General features: G+C 55.7%; 14 protein-coding genes and 1 riboswitch. Of the genes, 6 read left to right on the plus strand and 8 right to left on the minus strand.

From position 1 onward, the window contains the following. Both GM154_RS26045 and gabP read left to right on the plus strand, forming a co-directional pair. Window positions 1-132 (plus strand): hypothetical protein (locus GM154_RS26045; RefSeq protein WP_374940335.1); only part of this gene is annotated, 132 nt, incomplete at its 5' end. A 303-nt stretch (window positions 133-435) separates the two neighbouring features. Continuing rightward, complete coding sequence (gabP, locus tag GM154_RS21410; protein WP_219653296.1) at window positions 436-1,839, plus strand: GABA permease; 1,404 nt, start codon at window positions 436-438, stop codon at window positions 1,837-1,839. A gap of 106 nt (window positions 1,840-1,945) precedes the next feature. Here gabP and GM154_RS21415 read toward each other — a convergent pair whose 3' ends face one another. Then, window positions 1,946-3,307, minus strand: a complete 1,362-nt coding sequence (locus GM154_RS21415; protein ID WP_219653297.1) for an Nramp family divalent metal transporter — start codon at window positions 3,305-3,307, stop codon at window positions 1,946-1,948. Window positions 3,308-3,505: 198 nt separating this feature from the next. Between GM154_RS21415 and mntR the strand changes: the two genes are divergently transcribed. Then, window positions 3,506-3,964 (plus strand): manganese-binding transcriptional regulator MntR, encoded by a 459-nt coding sequence (gene mntR / locus GM154_RS21420; RefSeq protein WP_237719454.1) that lies wholly within the window; start codon window positions 3,506-3,508, stop codon window positions 3,962-3,964. A 16-nt stretch (window positions 3,965-3,980) separates the two neighbouring features. Here the strand turns inward: mntR and GM154_RS21425 are convergent, their stop codons facing one another. Genes GM154_RS21425 through GM154_RS21435 form a run of 3 tightly spaced genes read right to left on the minus strand, consistent with a single transcriptional unit; the run spans window position 3,981 to window position 6,359 of the window. After that, window positions 3,981-4,556: a DUF1349 domain-containing protein gene (locus GM154_RS21425; protein ID WP_125889140.1), complete on the minus strand. Its 576-nt coding sequence runs from the start codon at window positions 4,554-4,556 to the stop codon at window positions 3,981-3,983. 17 nt (window positions 4,557-4,573) lie between these two features. After that, window positions 4,574-5,161, minus strand: a complete 588-nt coding sequence (locus GM154_RS21430; protein WP_219653298.1) for a sugar O-acetyltransferase — start codon at window positions 5,159-5,161, stop codon at window positions 4,574-4,576. After that, window positions 5,154-6,359, minus strand: a complete 1,206-nt coding sequence (locus tag GM154_RS21435) for an MFS transporter (protein ID WP_219653299.1) — start codon at window positions 6,357-6,359, stop codon at window positions 5,154-5,156. The genes GM154_RS21430 and GM154_RS21435 overlap by 8 nt, the downstream gene beginning before the upstream one ends. Window positions 6,360-6,489: 130 nt before the next feature. Between GM154_RS21435 and GM154_RS21440 the strand changes: the two genes are divergently transcribed. Together GM154_RS21440 and GM154_RS21445 are read left to right on the plus strand one after the other, a co-directional pair. Further along, window positions 6,490-7,041: a TetR/AcrR family transcriptional regulator gene (locus tag GM154_RS21440; RefSeq protein ID WP_010798811.1), complete on the plus strand. Its 552-nt coding sequence runs from the start codon at window positions 6,490-6,492 to the stop codon at window positions 7,039-7,041. Between the two features lie 142 nt (window positions 7,042-7,183). Continuing rightward, a complete protein-coding gene (locus GM154_RS21445) occupies window positions 7,184-8,896 on the plus strand; it encodes a tannase/feruloyl esterase family alpha/beta hydrolase (RefSeq protein ID WP_219653300.1) in 1,713 nt (570 codons plus the stop codon). 47 nt (window positions 8,897-8,943) lie between these two features. Here GM154_RS21445 and GM154_RS21450 read toward each other — a convergent pair whose 3' ends face one another. Further along, window positions 8,944-10,296, minus strand: coding sequence for an esterase-like activity of phytase family protein (locus tag GM154_RS21450; protein WP_219653301.1), 1,353 nt, complete (start codon window positions 10,294-10,296; stop codon window positions 8,944-8,946). A 293-nt stretch (window positions 10,297-10,589) separates the two neighbouring features. Beyond that, window positions 10,590-10,754, plus strand: a riboswitch (yybP-ykoY riboswitch). A 9-nt stretch (window positions 10,755-10,763) separates the two neighbouring features. Here GM154_RS21450 and mntP point away from each other — a divergent pair. After that, window positions 10,764-11,336, plus strand: coding sequence for a manganese efflux pump MntP (gene mntP / locus GM154_RS21455; protein ID WP_074829148.1), 573 nt, complete (start codon window positions 10,764-10,766; stop codon window positions 11,334-11,336). Window positions 11,337-11,480: 144 nt separating this feature from the next. Here the strand turns inward: mntP and GM154_RS21460 are convergent, their stop codons facing one another. The 3 genes from GM154_RS21460 to GM154_RS21470 all read right to left on the minus strand — a co-directional run bounded on the left by GM154_RS21460 (window position 11,481) and on the right by GM154_RS21470 (window position 15,698). Then, window positions 11,481-11,810 carry a hypothetical protein gene (locus GM154_RS21460; protein ID WP_010798807.1) on the minus strand — a complete coding sequence of 110 codons (330 nt, stop codon included), beginning with the start codon at window positions 11,808-11,810 and terminating at the stop codon, window positions 11,481-11,483. 431 nt (window positions 11,811-12,241) lie between these two features. Then, complete coding sequence (locus tag GM154_RS21465) at window positions 12,242-13,888, minus strand: acetolactate synthase large subunit (protein WP_010798806.1); 1,647 nt, start codon at window positions 13,886-13,888, stop codon at window positions 12,242-12,244. A gap of 352 nt (window positions 13,889-14,240) precedes the next feature. Further along, window positions 14,241-15,698, minus strand: coding sequence for a PLP-dependent aminotransferase family protein (locus GM154_RS21470; RefSeq protein WP_219653302.1), 1,458 nt, complete (start codon window positions 15,696-15,698; stop codon window positions 14,241-14,243). Between the last annotated feature and the right edge of the window lie 54 nt (window positions 15,699-15,752).

Here is a 15,752-nt window from a genome sequence, read left to right on the forward strand (position 1 = left end):
GTCGACATTACCGAGATCAACTCGCTCAACCAGCAGGGCGTGGAAAACCTGAACGCAACCCTGGGCGCTTGCCATGCGCTGGAGCAACAGGCCAATCGCCTCGATCAGCTCGTTTCAAGTTTCAGAATCTGACTTGGGAAAAGCCTCGCCATTAAGACGAGGCTTTCTTTAGTTGTCTTGCAAAGGTGCAACCAAGTTGCTACCAATCTATGCACCTTTTTGATGCGGGTTGCACACATTGTTACCGTTATAAGCACAATTAAAGTGCGAGCTATTCATATGGATGAAACCATTCAGCAAGCCTATGGCAAGGAGTAAGCTTAAAAATCGTGCACATTGGTAGAAGTTCGCTTCAATTTATGGCATTTAGCAAAGGTGTTTGGTAGCTGGCTCATATATTGCTGCTGAAGGGTTTTTCCGCTTTAGGTAGCACCTATGAGCCAAGTACATAATGAAAAAAGCCTTTCACCCGCTCTAAAACCCCGCCATGTCACTATGCTTTCAATCGCTGGGGTAATCGGTGCCGGTTTATTTGTAGGATCCGGCCACGCCATTGCCGCTGCAGGTCCCGCTGTTCTGCTGGCCTATGCACTGGCAGGCACCCTTGTCGTACTGGTTATGCGCATGTTGGGCGAGATGGCGGTAGCCTCGCCGGACACGGGTTCTTTTTCTTCTTACGCGCAACGCGGCATTGGACGTTGGGCAGGGTTCACAATCGGTTGGTTGTACTGGTGGTTCTGGGTACTGGTTATCCCCCTCGAAGCCGTTGCCGCAGCGTCCATTCTGAACTCCTGGTTCCCTGTAGTGGCTACGTGGCAATTTGCACTGGCTATCACTGCGCTTCTTACCGTTACCAATCTGTTTAGTGTTGCCAAATACGGTGAGTTCGAGTTCTGGTTCGCGCTGCTCAAGGTTATGGCTATTGTTGCGTTCATTGCGCTGGGTGCATTTGCCTTGGCCGGTGGGCTGCCAGGACGGGAAGTCAGCGGCCTGGGACGCCTGATGGAAATGACCGGTGGGTTTATGCCCCATGGCTTTGGCGCAGTGCTGGGTGCCTTGCTTACGACAATGTTCAGCTTCATGGGCACCGAGATCGTGACCATTGCTGCGGCTGAGTCCAAGAATCCTTCCAAACAAATCAGCAAGGCGACTAACTCGGTTATCTGGCGTATTGCACTGTTCTATCTGGTGTCGATTTTCCTGGTTGTTTCCATGGTTCCGTGGAATGACCCCCAACTGCCTATCGTGGGTTCGTATCAGCGTGCGCTTGAGGTGATGTCCATCCCGCACGCCAAGCTGATCGTGGATGTTGTGGTGCTGGTGGCAGTAGCCAGTTGTCTGAACTCGGCCCTGTATACCGCCTCACGCATGCTGTTCTCGCTGAGCCGTCGTGGCGATGCACCTGCAATGACAGGGCGTGTCTCGGCAAACGGCGTCCCCCGCTCGGCTGTATTGGCCAGCACGGCCGTAGGGTTTATGAGTACCATTGCAAACTACACTATGCCTGAAGCCGTCTTTGGCTTCCTGCTGGCAACCTCCGGCGCTGTTGCCTTGCTGGTTTATCTGGTCATCGCCATTTCCCAGCTGCGTCTGCGTCACAAGTTGGAAGCCCATGGCGAGGTGATCGAGTTTCGCATGTGGCTGTTCCCCTACCTGACCTGGGCAGTTATCGTTTTCATCGTTGGCGCATTGACCGTCATGCTGTTCAGCGAGGCGCACCGTATGGAAATCATGGCAACCGGCCTGCTGGCCCTGATCGTGGTCGCCATCGGCAATCTGGTGGGCAAGCGCCATGCGGCGGCCAACCGGGTACCTGCCGCTGTCGTTCAGGGACGCTGAAGGACGCTCAATAAAAACACTTGATACAAAAAAGCCAGGATCAGAAACGGTCCTGGCTTTTTTGTATGCAGCCTGGCGTATTACCTGGCCGCTGCTCGCCGTAAGGCTAGAAGATACCGCCTCCCTGGCCTGTAAGTACATCGAAGAGCAGCTTGATGTTCAACGCGACGATCAGCAGGGCGATAAACCATGCCAGCGCCGCCACGCTACGACTAATGGCAAAACTGCCCATTAATGTGCGATTTGATACGAACCGTACCAGCGGTATCACTGCAAATGGCAACTGCATGGACAAAACGACTTGACTCAGGACCAGCAGTTTTGCCGTGCCGCTTTCCCCGAACAGGATGGTAACCGCCACGACTGGAATGATGGCCAGCCCGCGAGTGATCAGGCGACGTGCCCAGTCTGGCAGACGCAGGTTGAGAAAGCCTTCCATGACAATCTGACCCGCCAGGGTGGCCGTCACAGTGGAGTTGATCCCTGAAGCCAATAGCGCTACCGCAAACAGTATCGAGGCGATACCTACGCCCAGCATGGGTGATAACAGGTGGTACGCCTGATCGATTTCCTCGACGTCTGTACGACCTGCCTGATGAAAGACAGCCGCTGCTGTAATCAGAATGGCCGCATTGACGAACAGGGCCAGCATAAGGGCAATGGTACTGTCCGTTACCGCCCAGCGAATACCCTGACGGCGACCTTCTTCCGTACGGGGGTAGGCACGCGTCTGCACGATGGAGGAGTGCAGATACAGATTGTGCGGCATCACGGTCGCACCGATGATACCGATGGCCAGGTAAAGGGCTTCTGGATTCATCACCACTTCTGCCTGGGGCAAAAAGCCTTGGAGAATCTCGCCCACGGCGGGTTGTGCGAGCATCATCTGAACGCCAAAGCAGGCGAAGATAATGGTCAAAAGGGCGATGACAAAGGCCTCCAGCCAGCGGAAACCACGGCGCATCAAAAGCAGAATGATGAAGACATCGGCGGCGGTAATGATGGCTCCCCAGACCAAAGGAATACCAAACAATAGATTCAAGGCAATGGCGGTGCCGATTACCTCAGCCAGATCGCAGGCAATGATTGCTACCTCGCAGGCGATCCAGAGAAGGAAATTGACTGGCCTGGAGTATTGATGGCGGCAGGCCTGCGCAAGATCCAACCCCGATGCGATACCCAGCCGCGCTGCCAGCGACTGGAGCAGAATAGCCATGAGGTTGGACAGCAGGATCACTGACAGCAGCATATAGCCAAACTTGGAGCCGCCCGCGAGGTCGGTTGCCCAGTTGCCCGGATCCATATAGCCCACGGCTACCATGTAGCCAGGGCCGATAAAAGCCATCAGACGACGCAGCCAGTGCCCGGTTGCAGGAACAGGCACGCTGGCGTTCATTCGTCCCAGGCTGGGGCGCGGTTCTTCCCTGTCACCCCAGGAAAGTGCTGCATAAGTGGCCGACTCTTTCATGTAATGAACGCTCGCAAGGATTGTACAACGTAATACATATGAAACTTAGCCTAGGCTAAGTTTCCAAGCACGGGCAATAAAACTTATCTATTTCAAGGATTGACGGTTAAACATTTTGGCGTTGCAGAGGGGATCGGTCAGAATAGGGCGGCGCTATCCGTGTGTATCGGGCGCTTGATTCATTCTGGAGAATGTGTGGTGAGCAAAGTTCGAGGAGAAGCGGTATCGATGAAACCCTTGGTAGAGGCTTCCGTACACATGGAAGGCTTTCAGCAGGTGCGTGAAGCGCATCGGCAGGAACTCATTGAGGATTACGTCGAACTGATTTCCGACCTGATCCATGCCCACGGCGAGGCGCGCCAGATTGATATCGCCACCCGGATTGGCGTCGCCCAGCCTACGGTCGCGAAAATGCTCAAGCGTCTTGCTACCTGTGGCTATGTCGTCCAAAAGCCGTACCGGGGCATCTTCCTGACGCCGGAGGGGGAAGCGCTCGCCCAAGCCAGCCGTGAACGGCACCACATTGTCGAGTCCTTCCTCCTGGCCCTGGGAGTGGATCCAAGCGTTGCCCGACGTGACGCGGAAGGTATCGAACACCATGTCAGCAGCGAAACGTTAGACATCTTTCGCCGCTTCGTGGAAGCCAAGCACGGCTGACCTTTTATAAGGGCGTTCAACTCAAATCATGCAACGGCTTGTCCAGTGCAGGCCCAACGGTAAAGTCCGAGAATACGATTTCCAGGCCAGCGCGTTCGGGCGTGCAGCAGAACGGTCCGACTTCAACGGCGCTGGAGCCTGGAAAATAGGCCAGCCTTAGCAATGGCCACTCTTGCCCATCCAGCGAATACTGAATTCTCAAGGCGTTGTCCTTGAGGGTCGCCCTGAGCCAGAAGGTATCAGGCTCGCCCGGCAGTGCACCTACAGCCCAGTCCGAATGGCCCAGCGTCAACACGCTGCCGATGAGGCGTTGGCCATCACTGACCTCTATGCCCGCTTTACACCATGTGGTGTTGTTCAGACGGATCATGAGTCCTGCCTGATCATAGAGTTCGCTGAACCGACCCTCCACTTTCACCGTTGCCGTGAAGTCACCTCCTGCGGCGACGTGAAACCAATGTCCGGTGTCTCTGATAAAGCCATAATAAGTCTCGCGCCAGAAGTCGGTACGCGCATCCGTTGTCACGCGCAGGTGATCATTCTCAAGTGCCCAGCGGCTGGGCTCGTTCAACCATTTGCAGTGATTCCACATGATCTGGACTCCAGGGGTCAGTGCGAAGGAGGGTTGGTACGATCGGCGTTGTCTATTGTTCTCAGCACCCGGCAGGGATTACCTACCGCCACCACATGGGCCGGGATATCTTTCGTTACGACGCTACCTGCGCCAATGACAGCGCCTTCGCCAATCGTCACGCCTGGCAACACTGTAACGCCCCCACCAATCCAGACGTTGTCGCCGATGGTAATGGGATGCGCATATTCCAGACCCTGGTTTCGTCGTTCTGCATCCAGCGGATGGCCAGCCGTGTAAAGTCCTACGTTGGGCGCTATGAATACGTTGCGGCCAATGCTGACCTTGGCGCAGTCCAGAATCACCAGATTGACATTGGAATAGAAATTTTCTCCCAGCTCGATGTTATAGCCGTAATCGCAATGAAAGGGCGCCTCGATGAGCACATGCTCCCCTGTCTTGCCCAACAGCGTTTTCAAAATACGCTTTTTGCCCTCAAGGTCCCGAGGATCAAGGTGGTTATAAGCATGAACCTGAACCTTGGCCTCCAGGCGCTGCTGGATAAGTTCAGCATCATTGTTGGCGTCATAGAGCAGGCCGGCGGCCGCTTTTTCGCGTTCATTCATGGCAGGCTTCCTTGATTCGACGTTCCGAATGCAATCGACTGTCTCGTACAGCAGGTGCCAGCAGAACCGTGGCCGCTACCAATACCAGCACAACCACCATGGCCATGCGTAACCCGTAGGCTTGTCCAATGAAGCCCAGCGAGGGCGGGCCGATCAGAAAAGCGAGATAGCCTACGGTTGCAACGGCCGCTACCCGCTTGGCCGACTGTTCGCCAGAGTCGCCGGCAGCAGAGATCCCCACCGGAAAACCCAGCGATGCGCCAAGCCCCCAGAAGAGTACGGAGGCCGCCGCCAAGATGGGGTTGTCAGAGAACGACACGAGGGCGATACCTAACGCACCGGACAGGGCACTGGCCCGTATGACGGCCTCTCGGCTGAATCGCTGGAGGATATAGGTGCCTGAGAAGCGCCCTATCGTCATGGCCGTGGTAAAGCCAGCATACGCGAGTGCGCTAGACGCGGGATCGAAACCGTGTCCATCGACCATCAACAGCGGCAGCCAGTCGGTGGCGGAGCCTTCCGCCAGGGCAAGCGCCAGTACGATCAGACCGATCATGATCAGCGTCTTGTCTTTCCAGGGTTTGAAAGGCGTGACCGACTGCTGCTCTGTCTTGGCGGTCTGCGTCTGCCCGGTACCCGGGGGGATGGCGAGGCACGCCCAGACGCAGGGAAGCAGGGTTGCCGCGCCCATGAGAATAAGATGCCAGAAGACCGGCAGCGAAAGATGAGTCAGTCCCAGGCTGATCAGCGAGCCTGCCAATGTACCAAGGCTGAAGCAGCCATGAAGCGCGGGCAGAAGCGGTTTGCGTGTAGTGGTTTCAAGTTCGGCGCCCTCGATATTGATGGCGATGTCCGAAAGGCCAAGACCCAGGCCGAACAGAAAAAGCCCGGCAAACACACCAATGGCTAGCGAGGCGGTAGAAGCTCCGGCAATAGCCAGAAACCCCAGGTATACCAATACCAATCCACCACCAATGACCGGTCGGGTACCCAAGCGGCTCACCAGGCGGCCCGAGGCAAGTACGCCGAGCATGGCGCCCAATGACAGGCCGAACAGGATCATGCCCATCTCACTGGTCGAGGCACTCAGCAAGTCCCGGATATCGGGTGTCCGGGTTACCCATGACGCCAACAGGAGTCCGGGGATCAAAAACAGTACAAACAGAGCGGTACGTCTGCGCCGAATCGCGGGTGTCACGGATTCACTCCATCCTAGGTAAAACAAAATCAGGGCTTATGTGTACGTTCGTACACATGGTAGCCTGTTCGTTCCATCCGTCCACCCGACCTATACGGTTACGTTGCATTGTTTCGGAGACTGACACGGCATGCCCTCTGAACGACGTCTGGATCCTGAGCGAAGGAGTCGCATCATTGATGCCACTCTGGAGGTCATCGCGCGTGATGGCGTGTCAGGCGCTACCCACCGCCGCATCGCAGCCGTAGCTGATGTGCCACTGGGCTCCATGACCTACCACTTTGACGGCATCGAGCACTTGCTCAAGGAAGCGTTCACCCGTTTTGCCTGGTCCATTTCTGCCCGCTTCGATGCTCTCCTGGGCGCAGCCAAGACACCCGAGCAAGCCCTCGACGCCGTGGCGGATGTGATCTGTGGCGATTTCTGGCAGGAAGACAATGGCCGCGTGATGACGCTTTCCTACGAACTCTACGCCTACGCGAGTCGCAACCCCGCAATGAAGTCGATCATGCAGGACTGGATGTTTCGCAGTCAGCGGGCACTGGCGCAGCATTTCGATGCACGCACTGCCAGAACGCTAGATGCTCTGATCGAAGGGCTGACCATACATCGCTCCGTTGAGCAAGAGCCGACGACCCGTGAAGATGTTCTGCGGGTGATCAGGTTGATCGTCAATGGCTGAATGCATTTGTCTACGCGGATTCGCTTGCGTCTAATAGTTAATTATATTAACTATTAGACAGAGGTAACCGCTGCTGTCATCCGGTGTCGCCTCTGTGATTGCTCTTTGACTGCTCCGACAATAAACACAAGAAGGACGCACCATGAAGCGAACCATTATCCACAAGACGCTGGCCGTTGCTGGCTGCCTGAGTGCTTTAGCTTTTGTTATTCCCCTCGCCAGCGCTGACTCCACCCTCTCGTTGCAAGGTAGTTGCACCTCGCTGGCAAGCAAGCTTGCCACGCTTGATAACACTCTGATTGACACAGCCACGCGGATTGATGCCGGTGAGCTCAAGGTCGGCGGGCACGATATTGCGGCCCACTGCCTGATTCAGGGGCGCATGAATCCTCGAACTGGTATCGATAGCGCCCATTATGCCGTTGGCTTTGAGATGCGCTTGCCCCTGGCCTGGAACGGACGGTTCTTCTATCAGGCCAATGGCGGGCTGGATGGCAACGTAGTTACCGCTACAGGCGGGCTGGGCGGAGGGCCGGTCACTAATGCCCTCGATAAAGGCTTTGCCGTTCTGAGCTCCGATGCCGGTCATACGGCGCAACAGAACATGACATTTGGCATCGACCCGCAGGCCCGTCTCGACTATGGCTATCAGGCGGCCTTGAGACTGACGCCCATGGCCAAGCAGGCGTTACAGATAGCCTATGGCAGGCGGCCTGAACACTCCTACTTCGGTGGATGCTCCAATGGCGGTCGGCATACCTTTGTAGCCATGAATCGGCTGGCGAACGACTACGATGGCTTCCTGGCCGGTGCACCGGGCTATCGGCTTCCCCTGGCAGCGGTAGCCAGTATCTTTGGGGCGCAGCAGTATGCCAAGGTCGCCACGGATCCCAATGACTTGTCTACTGCATTCACTGCCCAGGAACGTGCCCTGGTTGCAAAACGCGTCCTGGCACGTTGCGATGCCTTGGATAGTGCTACCGATGGGCTTGTGCAGGATTACCCGCGCTGCCAGCGTACGTTCAGCCTGTGGCGAGATGTTCCCACCTGTCGGGGTGAGCGCAACGGTCAGTGCCTGAGCATTGCGCAGAAGCGTGCCATAGACCCTATTTTCAAGGGAGCTACAACGCGGGTGGGCAAGCGATTCTATTCGAGTTTCCCCTATGACAGCGGACTTGCGACCAAGGATGTAGCTTCCTGGGAGTTCGAGTCGCCTATCAGCCGTGACTCATTGGCTGTGGGTATTGTATTTGGCGTACCGCCGGTAAGCCCGGCGACGTTCGATGGCAAGTCGCTGGCCCTCAACAGCTCCATTGATGATCTGCTCGCACGAATCACACGTTCTAATGCGATCTACACCGAATCCGCCATGCGATTCATGACACCCCCGAATCCTACCCGTCTTGATTTACTCAGGCAGCGGGGAGCCAAGGTCATGGTGTATCATGGCGTTAGCGATCCTATTTTCTCGGTTGACGATACTGTAGCTTGGTATGAGGGCCTTCAGAGGGCCAACCGAGGACAGGCAGAGCGGTTTGCCCGCCTTTATACCGTACCGGCCATGGGGCATTGCCAGGGTGGACCGTCCACCGATCAATTCGACATGTTGACGCCTCTGGTCAACTGGGTTGAAAAGGGCAGGGCGCCAGAAGAGATCATTGCTACCGCACGCGGCGTAGGTAATGCAGGCGGAGTGAATGCTGACGTTCCGGCGGACTGGTCACCTGCACGGACACGCCCACTGTGTCCTTACCCGCGTATTGCCCTGTACAACGGCACCGGCGATATCGAGTCGGCAGCAAGTTTCAGCTGCCGTGAACGACCCCGTGGCTCGTCTGGAAACACGGAGCTGTAAGTCTGGTAGAAGCGCTCCGAGGAATGCTTCGGAGCGCTTCTGGTTTACTAGCCGTTTCTGGCCATTTTCAAGGGCAGACCGCACCGTGCATTACTGGTGCGCTGTAACAGATGTGGAGGCCACATGCCAGGAATGGGCTGAGCCAGACGGATTTTAAGAAACTCGGTCGCATCTGCTGCCCGCTCGCGACCGCCTCCGCCAGGGAAGTTGTTGTCGTTGACCACGAGCAGGGTGCGCTCGTCCAGCGGCAGCACGTCTTCGATAGTGACATAGGGGAACGTGAATACATTTGATCCATCGCCGTTCAGGTCGTCTGGATCGTCCAGGCGCATCAGATCGACCAGTTCGGTCTTGCGTACCACACCGCCATTAGGCACGGCACGGGTGTCGATCAGGTAGATCCGCTTGAACGGGACGCCATTGGTGGCTGTGCCGCCGTTACGCTCGATGACCAGAAAGCGATTATCGTCGATGGCTGTCATGTCCCCAATAGCATTGCCAGCAGCTTGGGTACGATAAAAATAGGTAACGCCAGTGAAGCGCTCATGATCGATGTCGAATTCGTTGATACGCAGCTGGTTAGCCGGATCACCTGTCACCGGTTTTTCCAGTAGGGCATACAATTTGTCACCACGGGGGTTGATAGCCATACCCTCAAACCCACCCGAGCCGCCCAGGTTGGCCGTGGCCTTTCCTGCTACAACGTCCTTGTTTTCCGGCGCGTAAACGCCCGGAAGTGGGATTTCGCTCCGCAATACGGTTCCTGAGCCGTCTGTCTTGACCAGATAAGGTCCGAACTCATCGCCAAACCACAATGCACAGTTCTTGTCACGGCGCACGGACTCGACGTCCAGATCAGCACCAGTGATCAGGCGAGAGAACTGAATGGCGGGATCCACTTCGGGATTGGTGCTCTTGTTGTAGTAGTGAGCGTAATCCGCCTGGATAGGCATGGTCAGTTTACGGTTGACATCGTTGAGCGTGATTCGCGACGGCTCGGTAAAGCGAGCCAGAGGCATGCCGGTCAGAGCATTGCTTGCGGTAACCGTACCGGTACCGCCGCCGCGGGTCTTGAAATCAACCCGTGCGCTATACAGACGCAGCAGGGCATCGGCAGAGTTGGCCTGAGTGCCGAAGCCATTGTCTGTCAGGAACAGAAAACTGTTTTCATCAGCGCCTGGCAACACCGCGGAAAACCCCTGTACGGGCTGGCGGCCCTGATAAGGCGGCACAAAGGTGCCATACGGATTTGGACTGATGAACTGGCCAGAAGTAGGCCCATCGGAAAACGTATCAGGTGGCATGACAGCCCAGCCTACCAGCGTGTTATTGGGAGACGCCAGCGCATGGGTGGACAGCGCAGCCGCCAGCGCGACCCAGAGAGGCCGTACTTTTTTCATTGTTATCTTCTCCGTCCAGGAAGTGAGTGCACCGGTCGCAAGCCCATGGCAGCTGCTCCAGTGGTACTGAGCACAATACGGCGCAAGTGTGTCAGGCATATGGCACCGAGCCGCGCGGCTGGCGGTACGTTGACGCCTGTGCCAGAGGGAGAGGTATACGCTGAGGTTATACAGGCTCAAGGTGCGTGAGGCCCTTTCGAGCCTATGAGGTGACGACAAAACATAGCCATGGCTAAAAAGATTAGCTCTATCTATCTGATAGACTTGATAAATTTCTTTGTGTATTGTGGCGGCTTCTTTGGGGAGTAGCCTGCTTTCGAATGCTTCGAAAGTGTTTATGTCAACATTCTCGGCATGCATGCCGTGGCATAAACGACCACCCGGTTGGCGAGACCATTGATATATCTGCGTTCAGGATCGGGCGCGTGGATATGTCATTGGATGTTAGCCCGATCGGTACGGAAATCGTGAATCCAGCTGCTCTCGTCTTACTTGCCTTAGCCATGTCCACGGATGCGTTCGCCGCTGCGGTGGGCAAAGGTGCCAGCCTGCATAAGCCTTGTCTGCGAGAAGCGCTACGCACCGGTGCGATCTTTGGCACCATTGAGGCCATTACCCCCGTCATTGGCTGGGCTGCCGGCCTTGCAGCTGCTCAGTTTGTACAAGAGTGGGATCACTGGATTGCCTTTACGCTTCTGTTAGGTCTGGGTCTGCGCATGATCTGGTCTGGCGTGAGAGAAGCAGAAGAGGTCGAGGAAAAGCCCACTCAGCACTCGTTCTGGTTGCTCGCCATTACGGCGGTAGCCACCAGTATCGATGCCCTGGCGGTCGGCGTGGGGCTTGCTTTCATCAACGTCAATATCATTGGCGCGGCGCTGGCCATCGGCTTGGCAACCATGATCATGGTGACTATCGGCGTCATGTTGGGGCGCGTGATGGGGGCTGTCATCGGCAAGCGGGCCGAGATCATTGGTGGGGTAGTGCTAATCGGTATCGGCTCGGTCATTCTGCATGAGCATCTGACCGCAGTAGCCGGCTGATCCGGCTGGGTGCCGTCCGTAATCGTTGATCAATTACGTCCTGTTTCATGTTTTAAAACCAGAGCGCCTGCGGTAGATGTCTGCAGGCGCTCTGTTGTTCTGGGAAGCGTTCCTGAGAAGGACTGGCGCTTCCAGGCTGCTTCGTTAACGCTGTACGTTAGGGAAGCGCTGCTTCAGGTAAGTATCCACTTCATTAAAGTCATAGCCCTGCTCTTTGGCCTTCAGGGCAAGGTCTGATACACATTTCGGACTTGGCGCATCTGCTGCCTCATCCTTACAGACGTCCGGCTGGGCCTGGGTAATGTATTCGCTGACTGAAGGTCTGGGTTTGACGGCATCGCCATCAAAGGTCTCGGACTTGGGCAGAATGAACTTGTTGACCACGATGGCAAACAGGATTCCCAGGATCGCAAGCGTTATGACATACGTAGCCGTAATGCGTTTACGCTTCGGGACATTCTCTAACTGGCTCAAATCAGCACTCCTTTCTAGAGGGATCGATAACATTGTCCTTCGGTTACGATTTAGTAACCCGCTTGTGACCAGAAGTTCAGCATTTTGCCGTGCAGGACGTTGATCCGAATCAATAAGGCGTCGATGTTGGAGTGAGCTAACAGGCCGGGCTGCGGATTTTCAGTGTTTCAGCCTGATAGGTTTTCCACTTATAAAGTGAATATGCTTGTGGATAATTACGGCTAGCCCATATACGGCAAGGGCTGGACAGAGTTGATCATTTTTTGATCAGTTTGAGATTGGGCAGCGACCAGCAGTAACCGGATCGCTTTGATTCATGAGGCGCCGGCGCGATAGGGTGAAAAGGTGGGGCCATACCCATCCTTCCAGACTCTCAAACCAAACGCCCCCGTTAGTACGGGGGCGTTTGGTTTCATCGGGTACAGTGCTATTTAGACCTGAGCGCTGCGCTCCTTGATTTCCTGGTGCAGAATGCGGTCGTTTTCGGAGTAATCGACCGGGCAATCGATTACATGTACGCCTGGTGTGTTCACGCAGCGCTCAACCAATGAGGCGAATTCCGCAGCGCTTTCCACCCGATGGCCCTGAGCGCCATAGCTTTCGGCATAACGGACAAAGTCCGGGTTACCGTAGTCCAGACCATAATCTTCAAAGCCCATCTGTGCCTGCTTCCAGCGGATCATGCCGTATCCGTCATCACGCAGGATAATGACCACAAGGTTCATCTTCAGGCGTACAGCGGTTTCCAGTTCCTGGCTGTTCATCATGAAGCCGCCGTCACCGCATACGGCAACGATAGGCGTCTGTGGATGAACCAGGCGTGCCGCCATGGCAGAAGGCAGACCAGCACCCATGGTTGCCAGTGCGTTATCTAGCAGCACGGTATTGGGCATGTAGGCCTTGTAGTTACGGGCAAACCAGATCTTGTAGATACCGTTATCCAGCGCCACGATACCATCCGACGGCAGTACCTTGCGCAGGTCTGCGACCATACGTTGCGGGTACATCGGGAAGCGGTCATCTGTGGAGCCTTCGGAGACATGAGCCTCATTGGCTTCACGAATGGTCAACAGGCGGTCGAAGTCCCAGGTTGGTTGAACTTCAATGGCTTCCTTGATTTGCCAGATGGCATTGGCGATATCGCCTACCACTTCTACCTGAGGGAAATACACCGGATCGACTTCGGCCGAACGGAAGTTGATGTGGATGACCTCCGTACCTCCACGCACCATGAAGAACGGTGGCTTCTCGATGACGTCGTGGCCAATGTTGACGATCAGATCAGCCGACTCCAGCGCACGGTGCACGAAGTCACCGGCCGACAGCGCCGCGTTACCCAGGAAACGGGGATGACGCTCATCCACCACCCCTTTACCCATCTGGGTGGTAATGAACGGAATACCCGTCTTTTCAATTAACTGACGCAGCACGCGCGCCGTCATCTTGCGATTGGCCCCCGCACCGATGACCAGGACTGGGCTGCGTGCGCCTTCCAGCTTGGATATGGCCGCCTGGATGGACTTGTATTCAGCGATGGGTCGGCGGGTCAGGCTGGGTGGAATCGGGGTGCTTTCAGTCTGCTCAGCCGCGATGTCTTCTGGAAGTTCCAGGTGAACCGAACCGGGCTTTTCTTCTTCAGCCAGACGGATCGCTTCACGGATACGCGAAGGGATATTGTCGGCAGAAGCCAGCTGGTGGGTGTACTTGGTAATCGGGTCCATCATGCCGCAGACATCGATAATCTGGAAACGGCCCTGCTTGGACTTCTTGATCGGCTTCTGCCCGGTGATCATCATCATCGGCATGCCGCCCAGGTAGGCATAGGCGCCTGCAGTCACAAGGTTTGTGGCGCCTGGGCCTAACGTCGACAGACACACGCCGGTCTTACCGGTCAGACGACCATAGGTCGCCGCCATGAATCCGGCGGATTGTTCGTGACGTGTCAGGATCAGTTTGATCTGGCTGGAACGGGAGAGCGAGTCCAGCAGGTCCAGGTTTTCTTCCCCAGGAATACCAAAGATGTATTCCACACCTTCGTTTTCCAGACAACGTACGATCAAATCAGAGGCCTTGGCCATCACTTTTTCCTTCAGGTAGGGCGGTTAGAGAAGCTCCGACCCAAGGGTGCAATGCTGATAGTGATTTGTCCATGCCGCATGGGCCGTAGAAGAACAAATTCAGTAAAAAAATTCATTTTTTTGCAAAAAAAGCGAGGCGGAACAGACGAAATGTAGTGGTTTAGCTCAATAGCTACATGCTGACGCCTTAGCCTGACCGGATGCTAGTGAAGTGAGGCAATTTATAGCCAGCCTTAGGTTGTCTTTAAGGGTGCAAGGGGCTCTTTCAAGTTCGTACGGTAGATCTGCATGGATACGAAAGAGATAACGTTAAGCCTGGGCCGTGACTGGAACCCTTCAGCAACATCAGTAATCAAGCGCTTTTAAGAAGTTGCCCAAGTCTGCTGGCCAGCGGAGCAAACAGTTCCGTCGCCGTATTGCCATATCCAATTACCAAGCCGTTGTCCTCGGGCAGCGGTGACAAGGTATAACGTGACAGAGCCGCTGGAGCCATATTGTAGCGACTAGCCGCTTCAACTACCTTCTGATCACAACAATGTGCGGGTAGACGTAACGTCAGATGCATTCCCGCATTTCCACCCATGAGTTCATAGGGCATAGGGATGAACTGCTGGAGCGCGGTGCGCAAGATCTGTTGGCGCTCACGGTACAGACGCCGCATACGGCCTAGATGACGGCTGAAATGTCCCTTCTCGATAAAGGACGCCATCGCCAGCTGCTCATGACGATGTCCTCCACGCAGCATTTCTGTCAGGGAGGCGCGGGTCGCTACCATCAGTGAGTGAGGCAGTACCATGAAACCCAGGCGAAGCGCTGGAAACATGGTTTTGCTGAAGCTGCCGATATACACCACCGGCGCATTCAGGACGAGGCCTTGCATGGCTTTTACAGGCTCACCGAAATGGCGAAACTCGCTGTCATAATCATCTTCAATGATCCAGGCGCCATGCGCCCGTGCGTGCTCAATCAATGCCAGACGCCGGCTTACGCTAAGCACTGACCCCATGGGATATTGATGAGAGGGAGTGGTGTAGATCAGGCGAGGTGGAGCAGTAACCCAGTCAGCGGCTGCTACTGCCAACCCTTCTGTATCGACCCGTTTGGGAACGATATGTAGATCACCTGCACGCATTGCAGTCTTTATACCCCGGTAGCCAGGATCTTCAATCCAGGCCGTATCGCCTGGATTGGTCAGCAGGCGAACAGATAGCGCCAGGGCTTCCTGGGTTCCTTCGGTAATGATGATCTGCTCTGCCGTGCAGTTAACCCCGCGTGAAAGCGAGAGATAACGTGCTAGCGAGGCGCGCAAACGTGGCTCACCCAACGGATCTCCATAGCCCAGACTCGAAGAGCCCGCATGGCTGATCTCCTGATCCAACACCCGTCGCCAGGTAGAGAGCGGAAAGTAGGAAAGCGCCGGGATACCAGGCCGGAGTGCACCGCTGGATTCGGCGAGCGCTGAGCCATTCCCTATCTGCTCAATGCGTCGGGCCAGTCCGGCCGTACATGGCATATCATCTGCAGCGGATACATGCCTCTCGGACAACCTCGCGACTCGGGTACCGGTAGGGCTCGCATGAACATACCCTTCGGTCGAAAGTTGCTCATATACGGCAATAACCGTGTTGCGTGAAATTGATAACGCACTGGCCAATTCACGTGAGCCGGGCAGCCGAGTGTCTGCCGCCAACTGTCCCTTCAAAATAGCTGATTGGAGTCGTTCATAGAGCTGTGCCTGCAACGACGCCGCTGATGGGGCTCGAGAGAGTGGTGTGCCAAACAGCAACAGGGTTTCACGTATCGTATTCATCAGCTAAGTGTCTGGCTCTACAAAAAAGCTCAAATGTGGCTCTTTTGGCAGAGC

It is taken from the genome of Pseudomonas sp. MAG002Y (assembly GCF_019400845.1).
Lineage (GTDB): Bacteria > Pseudomonadota > Gammaproteobacteria > Pseudomonadales > Pseudomonadaceae > Chryseomonas > Chryseomonas luteola.

Bases quoted from the DNA above. Each gene is read 5' to 3' on its own strand.
- gabP (WP_219653296.1), top strand. From the start codon at position 436: ATGAGCCAAGTACATAATGAAAAAAGCCTTTCACCCGCTCTAAAACCC.
- GM154_RS21450 (WP_219653301.1), bottom strand. From the start codon at position 10,296: ATGAAAAAAGTACGGCCTCTCTGGGTCGCGCTGGCGGCTGCGCTGTCC.
- GM154_RS21470 (WP_219653302.1), bottom strand. From the start codon at position 15,698: ATGAATACGATACGTGAAACCCTGTTGCTGTTTGGCACACCACTCTCT.
- GM154_RS21415 (WP_219653297.1), bottom strand. From the start codon at position 3,307: ATGAAAGAGTCGGCCACTTATGCAGCACTTTCCTGGGGTGACAGGGAA.
- GM154_RS21465 (WP_010798806.1), bottom strand. From the start codon at position 13,888: ATGGCCAAGGCCTCTGATTTGATCGTACGTTGTCTGGAAAACGAAGGT.
- GM154_RS21430 (WP_219653298.1), bottom strand. From the start codon at position 5,161: ATGAATGAACGCGAAAAAGCGGCCGCCGGCCTGCTCTATGACGCCAAC.
- GM154_RS21445 (WP_219653300.1), top strand. From the start codon at position 7,184: ATGAAGCGAACCATTATCCACAAGACGCTGGCCGTTGCTGGCTGCCTG.
- GM154_RS21425 (WP_125889140.1), bottom strand. From the start codon at position 4,556: ATGTGGAATCACTGCAAATGGTTGAACGAGCCCAGCCGCTGGGCACTT.
- GM154_RS21440 (WP_010798811.1), top strand. From the start codon at position 6,490: ATGCCCTCTGAACGACGTCTGGATCCTGAGCGAAGGAGTCGCATCATT.